The sequence below is a fragment of the Rhodococcus sp. IEGM 1409 genome, assembly GCF_030056735.1.
Classification (GTDB): domain Bacteria; phylum Actinomycetota; class Actinomycetes; order Mycobacteriales; family Mycobacteriaceae; genus Rhodococcus_F.
This window is the reverse complement of record NZ_JASHKN010000008.1, coordinates 41,605-56,219: the sequence shown is the minus strand read 5'-3', so window position 1 is coordinate 56,219 and position 14,615 is coordinate 41,605. Positions and strand designations below refer to the sequence as shown.

The following is a 14,615-nucleotide window of genomic DNA, read 5'->3' as shown; positions in this document are numbered from 1 at the left end:
ACTTCTTCTCGGGTAGTGGGACCTCGCCACCCGTCCCCGAAATGGCCGTCCGAATCACTGCCGACGATCTTAGTGCGAGTGCCTGTGTCGACTCGCAATCGTGATGGTCACCGGCCAAATTCTGGACCGTCAGGTCTGGTCTGGTGCTCTGGGCTAGACTGCTCCTTCGGTCACTGCAACAGTTCGGCGCTGCATCATGTGCGCGGAAGCCAGGCAGTACCAATGCGGCGGGACAACTGCTGCACGTCGACCGTAGGAGACAACGTCATGCCGGCAATCGTCCTGATCGGCGCCCAGTGGGGCGACGAAGGTAAGGGCAAAGCTACAGATCTACTGGGCGAGCAGCTTCAGTGGGTCGTGCGATACCAGGGCGGTAACAACGCCGGACACACCGTCGTTCTGCCCAACGGTGACAAGTTCGCACTGCACCTCATCCCGTCCGGAATCCTCACCCCCGCCGTCAATAACGTCATCGGTAACGGTGTCGTCGTGGACCCGGGTGTGTTGTTGACCGAATTGGCAGGCCTGGAAGAGCGCGGCGTGGACACGTCTCGCCTGCTGCTTTCTGCTGATGCGCACCTGATCATGCCGTACCACGTGGCCATCGACAAGGTCACCGAACGCTTCCTGGGAGCGAAGAAGATCGGCACGACCGGCCGCGGTATCGGCCCGTGCTACCAGGACAAGATCGCCCGTGTCGGTGTCCGTGCCGCGGATGTCCTGGACGAGAAGATCCTGACCCAGAAGGTCGAAGCAGCACTCGAATTCAAGAACCAGGTGCTGGTCAAGATCTACAACCGCAAGGCACTCGACCCGCAGCAGGTCGTCGAAGAGGTACTGACGCAGGCCGAGGGTTTCAAGCACCGCATCTCGGACACGCGCCTGGAACTCAACCTTGCCCTCGAGCGCGGCGAGACCGTTCTGCTCGAAGGTTCGCAGGGCACTCTGCTGGACGTCGACCACGGCACGTACCCGTACGTGACCTCGTCCAACCCCACTTCGGGTGGCGCGGCAGTCGGTTCGGGAATCGGTCCCACCAAGATCACCACCGTCCTCGGAATTCTGAAGGCGTACACGACGCGTGTCGGTTCCGGCCCGTTCCCGACGGAGCTGTTCGACGATCACGGCGCATACCTGGCCAAGCAGGGCGGCGAGGTCGGTGTCACCACCGGACGCGCTCGTCGTACGGGATGGTTCGACGCTGTCATCGCGCGTTACGCGACGCGCGTCAACGGCATCACCGACTACTTCCTCACCAAGCTCGATGTGCTGAGCAGCCTCGACACCGTGCCGATCTGTGTCGCGTACGAGGTGGACGGTGTCCGCCACGACGAAATGCCGATGTCGCAGAGCGACATTCACCACGCCAAGCCCATCTACGAAGAGATGCCTGGCTGGTGGGAAGACATCTCGGAGGCTCGCACCTTCGAGGAACTGCCGCAGAATGCGCAGAACTACGTGCTTCGACTCGAAGAGCTTTCGGGTGCGTTCATCTCCTGCATCGGTGTCGGCCCCGGCCGCGACGAGACGATCGTCCGGCGCGAGATCGTCCGCTAGTTCGTTTCTTCGAAATCCCCGTTCCTGCAAGCAGGAGCGGGGATTTCGTGTTTCAAGCCAGCTTCGACAGGTGTGCGGTGACGGTCTTCCAGTCGGGAAACTCGGTGCTGCCGAACTTGATCCACTCACCCTCGAATCGGTCTGCGCCGTTTGCTCCGCGGTCGTCGACGAGGAAGTCGCCTCGGTTGTGGTGCTTGTGGTGCTTGTGGTGCGAGAGGATCAGTCGCTGCAAGCGGCGCTGCCCTCCTCCATTCCGAGGTTCTCTTGGACCCACAGAACCTTGTCGTGCCAGGCTGTGGCGTTCTTCCACGGCGCTGTCGAGAGGATGTAGGTGTCGAATTGCTGCGCCAGTTGGTGGTAGGCGTCGATAGCACCGTCGAGTGGGTCCATCCGAGAGAAGATGTGCGGCGCCTCGTCTGGAGATTTTCTAGGTACGCAAAGAGTCCAGTTTTATGGAACTGGACTGAGATCAGTGAATTCTTCCCCTTGATCACAATCGCACCGAGTTCTGACAGAGTTGTTCTCGCAGTCTGCAGTCGCGTCGTGGAAGATGCCGCCGAGGGGTGCTGCCAGGCGAAACTGCTCAAGGCGAATGTAGGTACCTTCACCTTCGGCGGGGGCAAAGAAGTAGACGAGTGCCACGAAGAGGCCGATGCCGATGAGGGTTGCGAAGGTAGTCATGGACATATGATCAACTCGACTGGTATTGAAATACATAGCCAAGTTGTCGATACTGGACTGCATGATGACTCGAGTTCTCGGTGCCCGTTCGCTTGCGCGCGATCTGGGGTCCTGGCAGGAAGAGTCTGGACGCAGGCCCGCGTACCGCGCGCTTGCCGACGGTATCCGCCTGCTCGTGCACGACGGTCGCGTTCCGCTCGGCGTCGCGCTGCCCAGTGAGCGCGAACTTGCGACGGTGCTCGAACTCAGCCGAACCACGATCACGTCGTCGTACTCGGTGCTGCGAGACGAGGGGTATCTGATCAGCCGGCAGGGCTCGCGAAGCACCGTGGCTTTGCCAGCCGGCGCGCGGCCCAACGGGTTGATGTTCCGATCCCATCAACCGGGGCCGAGTGGACCCGTCGTCGACCTCAGCTACGCGGCGATGGCAGCTCCCGCCGCCCAGGTCGAACTTGCGTATGCGTCTGCGCTGCAGGAACTTCCGAACTACCTGCCCACGCACGGGATGGAGCCGGTCGGAATCGGCGACTTGCGTGACGTGATCGCGCAGCGCTACACGGCCCGAGGTCTGCCCACCACCGCCGAACAGATCATGGTGACCTCGGGCGCGCAGCACGCGCTTCGGTTGTTGCTGTCGGTGCTCACCTCGCCCGGCGAGCGAGTGCTGGTCGATCATCCGACGTATCCCAATGCGCTGGAAGCAATTCGGCGAAACGGTGCCCGACCGGTCCCGGCACCGGTGCGGCCGGAATTCGCGGCAGCCGGAGCCTGGGACCTCGACGGGATTCGAAGTGCAGCAAGGCAAACCGCTGCCAGAATGGCGTACCTGATTCCCGATTTCCACAACCCGACCGGACTTTGCATGGATTCTGCCGGGCGCGCCGAACTTGCGAAGATCGCGCACGAAACGCGGATGACTCTGGTCGTCGACGAGACGATGGTGGACCTGTGGCTCGACGCACCACCGCCCGCGCCGGTCGCCTCGTATGGGAGAGGCGCTGCGAAAACCGAAGTGGTGACGATCGGTTCGACGGCGAAGTCGCTGTGGGGTGGACTGCGTGTCGGCTGGATTCGCGCCGACGCCGCGCTCATCACACAGTTGGTCGGTGCGCGTGCCGCGATCGATCTCGGTACTCCCGTCATGGATCAGCTCGCGGCTGCCTATCTACTAGCCGACGACCGCTCGCTCCTCGAACAGCGTCGCGAAGTTCTGCGCGAACAGCGCGCAGTACTCCTCGGTGCGGTGGCCGAGCGTCTGCCGGACTGGCGCCCCACCATCGGCTCCGGCGGTATGTCGGTCTGGATGCGTATGTCGGCGCCCGTCTCGACGGCATTGGCGGCGGTGGCACCCAACTTCGGAGTGCTCCTCGCTGCCGGCCCGCGTTTCGGCGTCGAAGGCGCGTTCGAACGATTCATCCGCGTGCCGTACGCGCGTTCTCCTGAGGACCTCATTCGCGGCGTTGCATCCATCGCTGCTGCATACGACACTCTCGCGACGGATCGCGACACGGCCGATCAACGAATGGTCGTCGTCTGAGATCTGGGTACACACACTGAAAGAGGCGTGAAACCAGGAGGTCAGGCATGACGGTCGTAGACGGTACAGGCGCAGCGGGAACCAGTGCGGCGGAGGCGCTGGCAGAACGATTGTTCGCGGCCACACTCGGCGCGTCGGAGCTGCAGGCTGTGTATCTGGGCGACCGGTTGGGCTGGTACCGCGTGCTGAGCGATCACGGCCCGCTCACGTCGACGGAGCTGGCGGACCGGACGGGGACCGTCGAAAGGTACGCGCGGGAGTGGCTCGAGCAGCAGGCCGTGGCCGGATATGTGGACGTCAATTCGGATGCCAATCGTCGGTACAGCCTGTCGCCGGCCCACGCCGAAGTGTTGGTCGACGACGAAAACCTGCTGTTCCTGACACCGCTGGCGAGGCTGTTCGTCGCGACGACAGGGTCGATGCCACGTCTACTGGACGCCTATCGTCATGGCGGCGGAGTCACGTGGGAATCGATGGGACCGGACGCTCGCGAGGGCCAGGCACTGCTGAACCGGCCGTTGTATCTCCAGCAGCTCTGTCAGCAATTCCTGCCTGTAATCACCGACCTGCACGCCATTCTTGTCGGCGGCGGACAGGTCGCTGATCTCGGAATGGGGGAGGGCTGGTCGTCGATCGCGCTCGCCCTCGGGTACCCGAAGATCGAGGTGCACGGCTTCGACGTCGACGCAGCCTCGGTGAACGCTGCCCGTCGCAACGCCTACGATCGCGGGGTGGACGACCGCGTGCATTTCTCTTTGGTCGACGTTGCCGGCCAAGCTCCGGAGACCGGCCGAGCCGATGCCGGGACCTACGATGCCGTGTTTGCTTTCGAGTGCCTCCACGATGTACCGGATCCGGTGGGATTTCTGTCCACGGCTCGGGCGATTGCCCAGCCGGGCGCTCCGGTGATCGTGATGGACGAACGAACGGCGGATGCATTCGATCCCGAGGCGGGCCCGATCGAGCAATTGCTGTACGGCTTTTCGCTGACCTGTTGCTTGCCGGACAGTCTTTCGCATCCGGGGAGCATTGCTACCGGGACGGTGATGAGGCACTCGACACTCGAAAGCTATGCCAAGGCAGCAGGTTTCGAGCGGGTGGACGTGCTGCCGATCGAGCACGAGATGTTCAGGTTCTACAGGTTGGGCTGACGCCCCGTGCGCGGTTAGGGAGTCTCGGGACTCCTTAACCACGCACGGGGCCGAAGGCCCTAGGTCCAGACCGTGTCGATATCCGTTGCCTCACGCGCCGGGGCGGCGGGCGTCGTGGTGGGCGTGCGCGAGAAGCGCGGTGCCGGTGCGTGCTGGGTGACGCCGTCGAGTTCGATGAGCGAACCGCGGGCCGCGATGTGTTCGTTCGACGGAGCCTCGGCGAACGTCAGGACCGGCGAGACGCAGGCGTCGGTGCCGAGGAAGATCTTGGCCCACTCGTCGCGAGTCTTGGACAAGAACTTTTCGGTGAAGAGATTCTTCATGTCGTCCCACTTGGACGTGTCCATCTGGTGGGGGAGGGTCGCCGGATCGAGTTCTAGGCCCTCGAGCAACAGTGCGTAGAACTGCGGTTCGATGGATCCGACGGCCATGTACTTGCCGTCGGAGGTCTCATAGGTGTCGTAGAACGGGGCGCCGGTGTCGAGGAGGTTGACGCCACGCTCGTCGGACCACACGCCGCGACCTCGGAATGCCCACATCATGTGTGAGAGCGCGAGGGTACCGTCGACCATCGCTGCGTCGACGACCTGGCCCTTACCGGACGTCGAGCGTTCGACGAGAGCCGACAGAATGCCGAAGATCAGGAACATGGAACCGCCGCCGAAATCGCCGACCATGTTGAGCGGCGGAACGGGGCGTTCACCCTTGCGTCCGATGGCGTTGAGGACACCGGTCAGTGAGATGTAGTTGATGTCGTGACCGGCAGCGTTGGCGAGCGGGCCTTCCTGACCCCAGCCCGTCATGCGGCCGTAGACGAGACGCGGATTGCGCTCCGACACCACGTCGGGTCCGAGTCCCATGCGTTCCATCACGCCGGGGCGGAAACCCTCGATCAAGACGTCGGCGCGACCCAGGAGATCGAGCACCTTGGCGACGTCTGCCGGGTCCTTCAGGTTGGCCTCGATGATGCGGCGGCCGCGCTTGATCTGGTCGGTTGCGTTCGAGTCCTGCGGAATCTGCCCTGCGCGCTGCACGATGACGATGTCGGCACCCATGTCCGCCAACAGCGTCGCGGCGTGCGGGCCCGGTCCCAATCCAGCGAATTCCACGATCCGAATGCCCGCGAGCGGGCCCTTCTTCTCCACAGCTTCTGCAGACACACGCACTCCCAATTCAGACGGTGACAACACTTCTGACCCGACGGTAACCTGTCGGATCGACCAGGTGTGCTCCGGGGCACTGTGTCCGCCGAGGGAGGCGCCGATCACTAGACGGCGGCACCCTCGAACTGGGCGTTGTAGAGACGGAAGTACGCGCCCGCTGCTGCGATGAGTTCGTCGTGTGTGCCCTGCTCGACGATCTTGCCCGCCTCCATCACGACGATCAGATCGGCGTTGCGGATGGTGGACAGTCGGTGCGCGATGATGAAGCTGGTACGCCCGACGCGCAACGCGGACATTGCTTGCTGCACAAGTTGTTCCGTACGTGTGTCGACCGAGCTGGTCGCCTCGTCGAGGATCAGCAGCGACGGCTCCGACAGGAAGGCGCGGGCAATCGTGATGAGCTGCTTCTCTCCGGAGCTGATGTTCGACGCCTCCTCGTCCAGCACGGTGTCGTACCCGTTCGGGAGCGTGTGGATGAAGCGGTCGACGAAGGCTGCGCGTGCTGCTTCGTGGATCTCGTATTCGCTGGCGTCGAGTCGGCCGTAGGCGATGTTGTCGCGGATCGTGCCGCCGAAGAGCCACGTGTCCTGCAGAACCATGCCGACGTGCTTGCGCAGGTCTGCGCGACGCATCTGCGAGATGTCGACGTCGTCGAGAGTGATTCGGCCCGAGTCGACTTCGTAGAAGCGCATGAGCAGGTTGACCAGGGTGGTCTTGCCGGCGCCGGTAGGTCCGACGATGGCGACCATCTGCCCGGGCCGAGCCGTCAGGTACACGTTCTCGATCAGAGGCTTGTCCGGCTGGTAACGGAACGAGACGTTCTCGAACTCGATGTGACCGACGTTGCGATGGCGTCCGGCAGGCTCGGGGAGTAGCGGCACGTCGATGTCGGGTTTCTGCTCGGGCTCGTCGAGAAGCTCGAAAACCCGCTCGGCTGAGGCTGCTCCGGACTGCAGACTCGTCGACATGGACGCGATCTGCGTGAGCGGCTGACTGAACTGGCGTGAGTAGACGATGAACGCCTGAACGTCACCGAGCGACATGTTGCCGCTGGCGACCTTGAGCGCGCCGACCACCGCGAGCAGCACGTAGGTGATGTTTCCGACGAAGTTCATGACCGGCATGATCAGGCTGGAGAGAAACTGTGCGCCGAAGGACGCGTCGAGCAGCTTCTTGTTCTGCGCGGCGAATTCACGCTCGGCTTCGGCCTGATGCCCGTACACGCGAACCAGATCGCGACCGCTGTAGTTCTCCTCGATCTGTGCGTTGATCTTGCCCGTCTCAGCCCACTGGGCCTTGTACAACACCTGTGCGCGTTTGGCGACCCTGGCAACGAGCAGTACCGATACCGGCACGGCGATCAGCGCGATCAGGGCGAGCATCGGAGAAATGACGAACATCATCGTCAGGACACCGAGGACAGTGAGTACCGACGTCAGGAGCGAGGTCAACGTCGACGACAACGTCGACGAGATGTTGTCGATGTCGTTGGTGACGCGGCTGAGGATCTCGCCGCGCGGTGTCTTGTCGAAGTACGGAAGGGGCAGGCGATGAAGCTTCGCCTCGACCGAGGCACGCAGGTTGTAGATGGTCTTCTGGACGATGATGTTGAGGAGGAATGCTTCCAACCAGGCCAGCAGCGACGAGAGCAAGTACACGCCGATCGCGAGCATGACGACCTTGCCGATGGCGTCGAAGTTCAGACCTACACCGGGTACGACGTCGGTCGAGTTGGCGACGAGGTCGGCGAACGTCGAATTTCCTGATGCCCGGATGGCGTCTGCGGCCTGCTCGCGGGTCAGTCCGGCCGGCAGGCTCTTGCCGATGAACCCGGCGAAGATGAGGTCTGTCGCGTGACCGAGGATCTTCGGCACCGCGACGGAGAGTGCGATGCTGGCGATCGTCGCAACGACGACACAGCAGACTGCAAACTTGTGTGGCTGCAGAAGCGAGAGAAGCCGCTTCATCGTCGCCTTGAAGTGGCGTGGCTTGGTGTCCGTCGCGGTCAGCGCGGGCTTCGGCTCTTTGTCGGGATTACTCGACTTCGCCTCGCCGTCTGCGGATTCCGGTTCGCTCGGGATCTTGGCGAACACTACGGTCGGCGCATCGTCGAAGTACTGGCTGTTGGGACTGCCCCATGTCGGGTCCTGCGGGCTGGTCATGCGCTCATCTCCGCGGGAATCTGGGAAGCCACGATCTCCTGGTAGGTCGGACAGTTCGCCAGGAGGAACTGATGGTCGCCGAGGCCGACAGGAGCGCCGTCCTCGAGGACCATGATCTGGTCGGCATCGATGATGGACGCGACGCGTTGCGCGACGATGATGACAGTCGAATGCGTCGAGACGGTACGAAGTTCGCGCCGGACTGCAGCGTCGGTGTGCATGTCGAGTGCGGAGAACGAATCGTCGAACACGAAGATCCGGGGTCGGCGGACCACAGCTCTGGCGATGGCGAGACGTTGTCTTTGTCCGCCCGAGAGATTGCCGCCGCCCTGGGCGATGGGTGACTCGAGACCGTCGGACAGTTCCCGGACGAAGTCGTCTGCCTGGGCTATGGCGAGGGCTGCCCAGATGTCGTCGTCGGTGGCCGTCGGGTTTCCGTAGCGGATATTGCTCGCGATCGTGCCGGCGAACAGGTACGCCTTCTGAGGCACGTATCCGAAGTTGGCGAAGAGTTCGTCCTGATCCCAGCCGCGGACGTCCAAGCCGTCGACCAGGACAGCGCCTGCGGTGACGTCGAAGAGTCGGGGGATAAGTGAGACGAGGGTCGATTTGCCACTACCGGTACTTCCCACGATCGCGGTGACCGTGCCTGGCATGCATCGCATCGAAACATTCGACAGGACCGGCGTTTCTGCTCCCGGATACGTGAATCCGGCTCCACCGAACTCGACAACACCATAGGGACTGGTCGGGCGCAGGGGTTGGGCGGGCGCAGGCACGGTCGGCTCGGTGTCGAGCACCTCGGTGATGCGGTCGGCGCACACGGCCGCGCGCGGAATCACGACGGCCAACATGGTTGCCATGACCACCGACATCAGGATCTGCATGACGTAGGCGAGGAAGGCGCTGATCTGACCGATCTGCATGTCTCCGGTGTCGACCAGATGCGCGCCGAACCACAGCACCGCGACGCTCGACAGGTTGGCGATCAACATGACGGTGGGCAGCAGAATCGCCTGGTACCGACCGATGAGGAGTGCCGTGTCGGTCAGTTCTTTGTTGGCTTTGTCGAAGCGGATCGTCTCGTCAGGTTCGCGAACGAAGGCGCGAATGACACGCATACCGGTGAGCTGTTCGCGCAGTGATCGATTGATGTTGTCGATCCGCGTCTGCATCGTCCGGAAGTGAGGGATCAGCTTGGCGACCACGACCGAGACGGTGATGCCGAGCAGTGGTACCGAAATCGTCAGGAGCCAGGACATCTGCAGGTTCTCGCGCAGCGCCATGATGATGCCGCCGATACACATCAGTGGGGCACTGACGAGCATCGACGACGTCAGCATGACCAGGGCCTGGATCTGCAGGACGTCGTTGGTGTTTCGTGTGATCAGCGTCGGCGCACCGAAACTGTTGAATTCGCGATCCGAGAAACCGCCGACGGCCTTGTAGAAGGCGCCTCGAACGTCGTGGCCGAAGCCCATCGACGATTTTGCGGCCAGATAGGTCGATGCGACCGACGCGATGATCGACGCAAGCGAGACCAGAAGCATGATCCCGCCGGTGGACATGATGAATCCGGTGTCGCCGCGGGCGACGCCGTCGTCGATGATCCGCGCGTTGAGCGTGGGGAGGACCAACGACGCGATAGCCCCGAAGAGTTGAAGTGCGAGGACTCCGGCAAGCAACCAGCGGTACGGCGGCAGGTACGCCTTGAGGAGTTTTGCTAACACGACGGTTCCCGGTGAGTTGCGTGGGTTGCCGCTCGTTCGCGATTGATCACACGCACACGGTATGACAGATCGCGGTCGGGGTTGGCACCGACTCTGACGATTGCGTCCTTTTGTCCCGATTTACTGTGATGTCAAACACGCTTGAGTTTGAGGTTGGTTTCCGGTCACCGCCTGCGGCCGGTCTGGCGCTGGAACATCACACCACCTCACATACAGGAGGGCGAGGGCTCGTCCACCAGCTCTCTTTCAGGTCGCTCCAGCGGATCCGCCGAATAGTCATTCCTTTCCGGCAGATCCATTCGGCTCTGCACTTCGAAGTGCGTTGCAGGTGCCCTCTGTCCACTCTCGTGGTCGGAGGGCACCCGTATTTGCGGGGCTTTCGTAGTTGGTGTTTTCGGCGATTGAACGAAGGCCAGCGGGTGGGCGCACCTGCGTACGATGGATCGACGACATCGACATACCGTCGACGGCATGCAAACGTGTCGCGACGTCCAGTGCTCCTGTTTTCAGAGGTAGCAGACCGCGAGGTGACACATGGTTAGGACAAGTCGCTTACTGCGTCTTCTCCTCGTGCTGTCCGTTGTGCTTGCGGCTTCGCTGATCGGCATCCTCACGCGCCCACCAGGCTTGCTCGCGACGTTCTGGTGCGCGAACGCTCTGCTGCTGGGAATGATGGTCAGGTGGCCGGTTCTGATCGAGTGGCCGACGTGGATCGCCGCGGCGGTCGGATACGTCTGCGCTGACCTGGTAACCGGCAACTCCCTGCCGCTCGCGTTGCAGTTGAACGGGGCGAATCTCGCCGGAGTGACGGTCGGAGTCCTTGTTCTGCACTACTTGAAGCGCACTCCGTTCCGATTGGTCGATTCGCAGTCGCTGATGTGGATGGTCTTCGTCTCGTTCGCGGCGGCGACGGGCACCGCAGCCACAGCGGGAGCCTTGGATCGAGTGCTGCGCGGGCAGTCGTTCACCGACACCTTTGTGCACTGGGGCAGTACCGAGGTGATGGCGTACCTGCTGGTTCTACCCCTCATCCTCACTTTCACGATCCCCGCGAGCCTTGCCGAGTTCCGCCGCACACTGACTGTCAAAACCGTCGCCACAATGAGCGTGCCCCTGCTCGCGACTGCAGCCTGCGTGCCGATCGCCCTCAACATCGAAGGGCCGATCGCGCTGGTCCTGCCGATTCCAGCTCTCCTCTGGTGTGCCACTCGTATCTCGGTCCCGAGCACTGCCTTCGTTTCCGTGGTCTGGTCGGTGTGGTCACTCATGATGGCGGGTAGCGGTCGACTCGATATCGGGGACCAGGGCACCTCGAGCTGGAACGAGGACGTCATCACGTCCATTGCGGTCACGTTGATCGCGTTGGGGCCGATCGCGGTGGCCTGTGCGACCGAGGAACGTCGTGCTGCCGAGCGCGAACTATTTCTCGCGGTGGAATTCGACCATTTGACCGGGGTCCTCTCGCGCGGTGCCTTTCTCGGACACGCGGAATCGGAACTTGCCGACGCGGCCCGCGCACAGTCCCCGGTCGGCCTGCTGATGCTCGACCTGGACCACTTCAAGAGCATCAACGACACTCACGGACATATGACCGGTGACAGTGTTCTCGCGAACTTCGCCGAACGGGCCGCTGCCCGATTGTCCGACGGCGATCTGATCGGAAGGCTCGGCGGCGAGGAGTTCGCCATTCTGCTTCCGGACTGCAGCTTCACGCGAGCAGTCGACGTCGCCGAGGCCGTCCGCGGCGCACAAGTCGAGTACTCCGCCGAATCAGATGTGACGAGCACCGTCAGTGTCGGAGTCGCGTGGGTCGATCATGCGACGCCGACGTTGACCACCCTCATGAGTGTCGCGGACGAGGCTCTGTACGACGCCAAGCGCGCCGGGCGCAACCTTGTGAAAGTGCGCCAGGTCGGCAACGATGCGTTGCCGCAACAGAATTCCGAGCCGGAGACGGTCACCCGCACCTATCGCAAGCCTGCCGTACCACGAACGATCAGGCGAGGTTTTGACCGCGAAGGTGTGGTGGACGGTCGATAACTGCGCTGACCTGCATCGGGATTGGCATATAGTCGCACCCATGCAGCTTGATTCGACGCCTTCGCACCTGCCGACGCTTCCACTCCGATTCGGGACTCCACTGACCGAGAACTCCATCCGCGTGATGATGTTGGGATCAGGCGAGTTGGGTAAGGAAGTTGTCATCGCGTTGCAGCGTCTGGGCGTGGAAGTGATTGCGGTGGATCGGTATCCCGACGCCCCTGGGCACCAGGTGGCTCATCGTGCTCATACCGTCGACATGACCGATCCGCAAGCGCTGCTTGCCGTCATCGAGTTGGAAAAGCCCCACTTCGTGGTTCCCGAGATCGAGGCCATCGCGACGGATGCGCTTGCACTTGTCGAAGAGCGCGGAGGCGCAGTGGTCATTCCCACTGCCCGGGCCACTCAGCTCACGATGAATCGTGAGGGAATCCGCCGACTCGCAGCCGAAGAGTTGGGTCTGCCCACTTCGCCGTACGCTTTCGCGGACTCGCTTGCCGAAGTACAGGCAGCGACAGACCGGATCGGTTTCCCGTGCGTCGTCAAGCCCGTCATGTCCTCGTCGGGGAAAGGACAGTCGACGGTTCGATCCGCCGAAGATCTCGACGCCGCATGGGATTACGCGATGGCCGGAGGTCGTGTGAATCATGGCCGGGTGATCGTCGAGGGTTTTGTCGATTTCGATTACGAGATAACCCAATTGACGGTTCGCGCCGTCGGTGAGAGCGGTGAGGTCGAGACGTCGTTCTGCGAGCCGATCGGGCACCTGCAGGAGGCCGGCGACTACATCGAATCGTGGCAGCCGCAGCAGATGTCCGCGGTTGCCCTCGCATCGGCCCGAGACGTCGCCGAGAAGGTGACCACGGCTTTGGGCGGGCGAGGTATCTTCGGCGTCGAACTTTTCGTGAAGGGCGACGACGTCTTCTTCTCCGAAGTGAGCCCACGTCCGCATGACACCGGATTGGTGACTCTGCGTACGCAGCGACTTTCCGAGTTCGAACTGCATGCCCGCGCGATCCTGGGCTTGCCGGTCGACACGACACTCACGGCTCCAGGAGCGTCGGCGGTGATCTACGGCGGCACTGAGGCAAAGGGAATCGGATTCGACGGCGTCGCAGAGGCTCTCGAGGTTCCCGAGACGGATCTGCGGCTCTTCGGCAAGCCGGAGAGCTTCACGCGTCGTCGCATGGGTGTTGCCGTGTCGACGGCCACCGATGTCCCGACTGCACGCGCCCGTGCCCGCGAAGCCGCGTCGAAGGTGCGTCCGGTCGGATGAGTCCAGCGGCCGAGATCCTCGTCGGGCTGGTCATCCTGGTCGGCTTGATCGGAGTCGTCGTTCCGATCCTCCCGGGGACACTCCTCGTTTTCGGCGCAATTCTGGTGTGGGCGATCATGACCGGTGGCGCGACGGCGTGGACGGTGTTCGCACTGTCCACGTTGGCGCTGGTTGTGACCGGGATCGTGAAGTACACGTGGCCCGGCAAGCGGATGAAGTCCGGGGGAGTACCCAACCTGTCGGTGGTGGTCGGCGGCGTCGTCGGCATCATCGGGTTCTTCGTGATCCCGGTGGTGGGGTTGTTCCTGGGATTCATCGTCGGAACGTACTTCGCCGAACTAGCGCGACTTCGCCGCTACGACATCGCCTGGGTGTCGACGCTTCACGCGGTGAAGGCGGTCGGATTGTCCATGCTGGTGGAACTGTTCGGAGCACTGATCGCGGCGGGGCTGTGGCTGGGCGCCGTCGCATTCACCTGACCGCGCCGGTACCAGGAGCGGGCGTTGTCGCCCATGACCGCGGACAGGTCGTCGCCGACCGCTTCGGCGATCACGTCCAGATCGTGGACCTCGAAAGCTCGACGTGCCCGTGTGCCGGGTAAGTCGGTGCCGAACATCAGCGCAGCGGGGTTGACCGCGTGGATCTGTCGCAGAACGTCGCCGACGTCGGAGATGGTGGTGCGGCCGAACCCGGTGGCTTTGACGCGTACCCCGCGGTCGACGAGGTTGAGGAGATACGGCAGTCCGCGGGTCGACATTCCCAAGTGGTCGATGCTCACCGCAGGCAATTTGGCGAAAACAGGTTCCAGCGACAGCAACAGTGTGGCATCGACGTAGAACTCGGCGTGCCAGCCGACCAGATCGAATGCGCGGTTGGCGAGATCGGCGAGCAGACGCAGGTCGGTGGCGCCGCGGCGCAGGTTGAACCGGACGGCGCGCACTCCCAACGCGTCCAGAGCAACGATGTCTTCGTCCGTCGCATCGAGTGGCAAAGCAGTGACGCCTACCCAGCCTTCGCCCAGTTCGGACAGCGCGGCTTTCAGGTATTCCTGGTCATTGCCCTGGTACGACGCCGTCACCACCGCTCCGCCGTCCACACTCAAGCCCTTCAGCGAGGCAACTCGCGCCCGGTAATCGGCCACGGTGAAGGGCGCAGGCAGGTACCCGTGATTCTCGACCAGCGGGAAGCGCGGGTCGATGATATGCACATGGGCGTCAAACACGAAGTCTATTTTGCCCTGTTGCCCTGGGTGCCTGCACACACCACCGGCCCGATGTGACTTGGGTCGCGTCGGGCCGGTAGATGGCTACTGTTCAGT

At 62.9% G+C, this 14,615-nt stretch carries 13 protein-coding genes; 6 read left to right on the top strand and 7 right to left on the bottom strand.

The window, feature by feature from the left end:
- The first annotated feature begins 267 nt into the window (after positions 1-267).
- The gene (locus QM716_RS20280) at positions 268-1,557 is read left to right on the top strand and encodes an adenylosuccinate synthase (RefSeq protein WP_003944351.1); all 1,290 of its coding nucleotides are present in this window, start codon (positions 268-270) and stop codon (positions 1,555-1,557) included.
- A 52-nt stretch (positions 1,558-1,609) separates the two neighbouring features.
- Here the strand turns inward: QM716_RS20280 and QM716_RS20275 are convergent, their stop codons facing one another.
- The 3 genes from QM716_RS20275 to QM716_RS20265 are packed head-to-tail and all read right to left on the bottom strand — an operon-like array spanning position 1,610 to position 2,238.
- Complete coding sequence (locus tag QM716_RS20275) at positions 1,610-1,789, bottom strand: hypothetical protein (RefSeq protein ID WP_283305879.1); 180 nt, start codon at positions 1,787-1,789, stop codon at positions 1,610-1,612.
- Positions 1,777-1,947: an HAD family hydrolase gene (locus tag QM716_RS20270; protein WP_283305877.1), complete on the bottom strand. Its 171-nt coding sequence runs from the start codon at positions 1,945-1,947 to the stop codon at positions 1,777-1,779. The genes QM716_RS20275 and QM716_RS20270 overlap by 13 nt, the downstream gene beginning before the upstream one ends.
- Before the next feature lie 60 nt (positions 1,948-2,007).
- Positions 2,008-2,238: a hypothetical protein gene (locus tag QM716_RS20265; RefSeq protein ID WP_283305876.1), complete on the bottom strand. Its 231-nt coding sequence runs from the start codon at positions 2,236-2,238 to the stop codon at positions 2,008-2,010.
- 61 nt (positions 2,239-2,299) lie between these two features.
- Between QM716_RS20265 and yczR the strand changes: the two genes are divergently transcribed.
- Both yczR and QM716_RS20255 read left to right on the top strand, forming a co-directional pair.
- Positions 2,300-3,775, top strand: a complete 1,476-nt coding sequence (gene yczR / locus QM716_RS20260; protein ID WP_283305875.1) for a MocR-like transcription factor YczR — start codon at positions 2,300-2,302, stop codon at positions 3,773-3,775.
- Between the two features lie 47 nt (positions 3,776-3,822).
- Positions 3,823-4,926 (top strand): class I SAM-dependent methyltransferase, encoded by a 1,104-nt coding sequence (locus QM716_RS20255; protein ID WP_283305874.1) that lies wholly within the window; start codon positions 3,823-3,825, stop codon positions 4,924-4,926.
- A 59-nt stretch (positions 4,927-4,985) separates the two neighbouring features.
- Here QM716_RS20255 and QM716_RS20250 read toward each other — a convergent pair whose 3' ends face one another.
- From QM716_RS20250 to QM716_RS20240, 3 genes are all read right to left on the bottom strand, one after another.
- Positions 4,986-6,086 (bottom strand): CaiB/BaiF CoA transferase family protein, encoded by a 1,101-nt coding sequence (locus QM716_RS20250; RefSeq protein WP_283305873.1) that lies wholly within the window; start codon positions 6,084-6,086, stop codon positions 4,986-4,988.
- 107 nt (positions 6,087-6,193) lie between these two features.
- Positions 6,194-8,251, bottom strand: a complete 2,058-nt coding sequence (locus tag QM716_RS20245; protein WP_283305872.1) for an ABC transporter ATP-binding protein — start codon at positions 8,249-8,251, stop codon at positions 6,194-6,196.
- Positions 8,248-9,981, bottom strand: a complete 1,734-nt coding sequence (locus QM716_RS20240; RefSeq protein WP_283305871.1) for an ABC transporter ATP-binding protein — start codon at positions 9,979-9,981, stop codon at positions 8,248-8,250. Before QM716_RS20240 ends, QM716_RS20245 begins: the two co-directional genes overlap by 4 nt.
- 534 nt (positions 9,982-10,515) lie before the next feature.
- Here QM716_RS20240 and QM716_RS20235 point away from each other — a divergent pair.
- Genes QM716_RS20235 through QM716_RS20225 form a run of 3 tightly spaced genes read left to right on the top strand, consistent with a single transcriptional unit; the run spans position 10,516 to position 13,776 of the window.
- The gene (locus tag QM716_RS20235) at positions 10,516-12,021 is read left to right on the top strand and encodes a sensor domain-containing diguanylate cyclase (RefSeq protein ID WP_283305870.1); all 1,506 of its coding nucleotides are present in this window, start codon (positions 10,516-10,518) and stop codon (positions 12,019-12,021) included.
- Positions 12,022-12,061: 40 nt separating this feature from the next.
- Positions 12,062-13,297: a formate-dependent phosphoribosylglycinamide formyltransferase gene (gene purT, locus QM716_RS20230; protein ID WP_283305869.1), complete on the top strand. Its 1,236-nt coding sequence runs from the start codon at positions 12,062-12,064 to the stop codon at positions 13,295-13,297.
- Positions 13,294-13,776 (top strand): DUF456 domain-containing protein, encoded by a 483-nt coding sequence (locus QM716_RS20225; RefSeq protein ID WP_283305868.1) that lies wholly within the window; start codon positions 13,294-13,296, stop codon positions 13,774-13,776. The genes purT and QM716_RS20225 overlap by 4 nt, the downstream gene beginning before the upstream one ends.
- On the opposite strand, the gene QM716_RS20220 is transcribed toward QM716_RS20225, so the two are convergent.
- On the bottom strand, positions 13,680-14,519 hold the full coding sequence (locus QM716_RS20220; RefSeq protein ID WP_283305867.1) for an amidohydrolase family protein: 840 nt from the start codon (positions 14,517-14,519) through the stop codon (positions 13,680-13,682). The two genes, QM716_RS20225 and QM716_RS20220, sit on opposite strands and share 97 nt — an antisense overlap.
- Between the last annotated feature and the right edge of the window lie 96 nt (positions 14,520-14,615).

Coding starts and splice junctions, on each gene's coding strand:
- QM716_RS20270 (WP_283305877.1), bottom strand. CDS start 1,947: ATGGACCCACTCGACGGTGCTATCGACGCCTACCACCAACTGGCGCAG.
- QM716_RS20245 (WP_283305872.1), bottom strand. CDS start 8,251: ATGACCAGCCCGCAGGACCCGACATGGGGCAGTCCCAACAGCCAGTAC.
- QM716_RS20265 (WP_283305876.1), bottom strand. CDS start 2,238: ATGACTACCTTCGCAACCCTCATCGGCATCGGCCTCTTCGTGGCACTC.
- QM716_RS20225 (WP_283305868.1), top strand. CDS start 13,294: ATGAGTCCAGCGGCCGAGATCCTCGTCGGGCTGGTCATCCTGGTCGGC.
- QM716_RS20235 (WP_283305870.1), top strand. CDS start 10,516: ATGGTTAGGACAAGTCGCTTACTGCGTCTTCTCCTCGTGCTGTCCGTT.
- QM716_RS20280 (WP_003944351.1), top strand. CDS start 268: ATGCCGGCAATCGTCCTGATCGGCGCCCAGTGGGGCGACGAAGGTAAG.
- yczR (WP_283305875.1), top strand. CDS start 2,300: ATGATGACTCGAGTTCTCGGTGCCCGTTCGCTTGCGCGCGATCTGGGG.
- QM716_RS20255 (WP_283305874.1), top strand. CDS start 3,823: ATGACGGTCGTAGACGGTACAGGCGCAGCGGGAACCAGTGCGGCGGAG.
- purT (WP_283305869.1), top strand. CDS start 12,062: ATGCAGCTTGATTCGACGCCTTCGCACCTGCCGACGCTTCCACTCCGA.